Source organism: Rhodococcus sp. GQ147 (assembly GCF_059759155.1).
On the sequence record NZ_JCAXDU010000047.1, the window covers coordinates 1 to 2576 of the forward strand.

Annotated in this window: 3 protein-coding genes; 1 reads left to right on the forward strand and 2 read right to left on the reverse strand. The window is 63.3% G+C overall.

Annotated features, from left to right (window positions below; translation table 11 throughout):
* Positions 1-272 precede the first annotated feature (272 nt).
* A complete protein-coding gene (locus AC6CID_RS24890; RefSeq protein ID WP_498354655.1) occupies positions 273-713 on the reverse strand; it encodes a transposase in 441 nt (146 codons plus the stop codon).
* On the reverse strand, positions 637-1380 hold the full coding sequence (locus AC6CID_RS24895; RefSeq protein WP_248846236.1) for an IS630 family transposase: 744 nt from the start codon (positions 1378-1380) through the stop codon (positions 637-639). Before AC6CID_RS24895 ends, AC6CID_RS24890 begins: the two co-directional genes overlap by 77 nt.
* A gap of 217 nt (positions 1381-1597) precedes the next feature.
* On the opposite strand from AC6CID_RS24895, the gene AC6CID_RS24900 reads away from it, so the two are divergent.
* On the forward strand, positions 1598-2506 hold the full coding sequence (locus AC6CID_RS24900; RefSeq protein WP_064060947.1) for an IS5 family transposase: 909 nt from the start codon (positions 1598-1600) through the stop codon (positions 2504-2506).
* Positions 2507-2576 lie beyond the last annotated feature (70 nt).

The window sequence follows — 2576 nt, forward strand, 5'->3', positions numbered from 1 at the left end:
CTTCGTTCGGTCGCAACCGAGCTGCACGTGACACCCATAGCCATGGTTGGGTCGGCGGGCATGCGGCGGTGGCTGTAGGCACCGCGAGGGGCGACGTGGATTTCCCGGATCAAACCGGGCGGCTAATGCCGGTGCAACTCGGCTGCCGACGCGGGCCGCCACCTGGATCGACAGGAGTCCCGCTGGGATACTCCGAGCGCTCTGCAGCATATGTCGAGGGGGAGTCCCGACGTCGGTCGATGAGCGGGTCGATGCGGAGAGCTAGTGCCTCGTCAAGCAACCTTGGCCGTGTAATGCGGGTACTCGGTCCACGATCGGATCGGTGAGTCCGGGGCGAACCGGGTCTTCGGCTCGGCACGAGCATTGCGCCACCGCACGTATGCGGCGATCGCAGCGTTCTGCTCGGCATGACTGCGATGATCGGTGCCATTGAGCGCGAAATACCGCAACGCCGCGAACTCGGATTCGATCCAGTTGAGCCACGACCCGTAGGTCGGCAGAAACACCAACTCAACATCGTTGTCGGCGGCCCACCGACGAACACTCTGGTGCCGGTGCGGGGAGAAGTTGTCGAGCACCACATACAACTTCTCCCCAGGCCACCGGGCCCACAACACCTTCAGAAGATCGAGGAACTCACCCACGCGCTTGCGCGGACGAATCCGGTAATACATTCGGCCGCTGGACAAATCGAGGGCGGTAAGCATGTGCATCACCGGAGTCGTAGCGGTGATACGTCGCCCGCAACCGCAACGGATGCGTCTGCGGTCGCCACGATTTCCCTTTCCGCGGCTGCAGGTTCAACGGACCGAACTCGTCGACGCAGACCACCAGACCGTCGGCCGGCGGGGTGTCGTACAGGGCGAGGATCGTGTGCATCTTCGACAGGAAATCCGGATCGGTCGATGCCTTCCACGTGGTGGTGGCCTGCCAGGTGACCTTTCCGTCACGCAGGATGCGACGCAGTGTCTCGCGGCTGATCGCCGGCACGACCTTCTGCGCGATCAGATGCTCGGCGAGCTTGGCCGGACTCCAGGTGGAGAACGCGGTGATTTTCCAATCGGCGGGGGACGTCCGGGCTATCAAGCAGATCTTCTCGCGGGTCTGCTCATCGATCGCCTTCGGTCGTCCCCCGTTCCATTTTGGGTGCAACGCCTCGAATCCCTGCTCGTTGAATGCGTGGATGACATCGCGGACGTAGTCGTCGCTGACCTGCATCAACGAGGTGATGTCCTTGACACTCTGGCCTTGGGCAGACATCAGCACCACGATGGCGCGACGGAGTTTGATCGGGTCCTTGGCGGTGCGACTGATCTTCTGCAGCCGTCGCCCTTCCTCCATGGTCAACGATCGGACGAACACGCTCGGTTTGCGTGCCACGACCACCTCCTTGTCTCGACTCGGAGATAGTCTGCCGTGGACGTGTCGGTCAGCCGGGGATTACCCGGTCAACGATCTGTGTCGAGCCACTAGGCCGTGTTTCGAAAGTGATCTTGAACCGAGATGGTGCCAGCAGGAGTGTCGCAACAACTGAATGAGTGAAGTCTCCGGTATCGGGGTTTAGCGACCAAGCAAAACCTTGAATACCGGAGACCTCGTGCCCAGCGTAGCCGTCCAGCGGCGCGCGGACCTGACCGACGCCCAGTGGGCGCGGTTGGCGCCGCTGCTGCCCTGTCCACAGAAGACCGGCCGTCCACCGAAACGGACGAAACGCCAGCTCATCGACGGAATCAGGTGGCGCATCCGCACCGGCGCACCGTGGCGGGAGATGCCGACACGATATGGACCGTGGCAGACGGTCTACGGACTGTTCCGCCGGTGGCAACGCGCCGGGGTGTGGACGCAGATCCTGACCGCGTTGCAGGCCCTGGCCGACGCTGCCGGTGAGATCACGTGGGACGTGAGCGTCGACTCGACGATCGCACGGGCCCACCAGCACGCCGCTCGAGCCCGCAAAGACGGTGATCTCCAGCGTGAGCCACCCGGCGGGGTAGAGACCGAACCGGACGACCACGCCTTGGGTCGTTCGCGGGGCGGGTGGACCACCAAGGCGCATCTGGCCTGCGAACAGGGCCGCAAGCCCTTGTCGATCGTGATTACCGCCGGTCAATACGGGGACAGCCCGCAGTTCACGACGGTTCTCGCTGCGATCGAGGTGCCTCGCCTCGGTGGTGGCCGGGCTCGGACGCGACCGGATCGAGTGTTGGCGGACAAGGCGTACAGCAGCGCTGCCAATCGTGCTCACCTGCGTAAACGCGGGATTCGGGCGACGATTCCGGTCAAGTCGGATCAGGTGGAACATCGCCGACGCAGAGGATCGGCCGGCGGTAGGCCGCCGGAGTTCGATCCCGCACACTACAAGCAGCGGCATGCTGTCGAGTGCGGGATCAACCTGCTCAAGCAGAATCGTGCTGTGGCAACGAGATACGACAAGCTCGCGGTCCGTTACACAGTGGTGGTGCGTATCGCTGCGATCAATATGTGGTTGCGGAGCGCTTGCTTATGAAACAGGGCCTAGATCCTAGCGAGAGGGCTCTGCGTGGTCTTCTCATGCCCATCGCTGCACGTCGCATGGT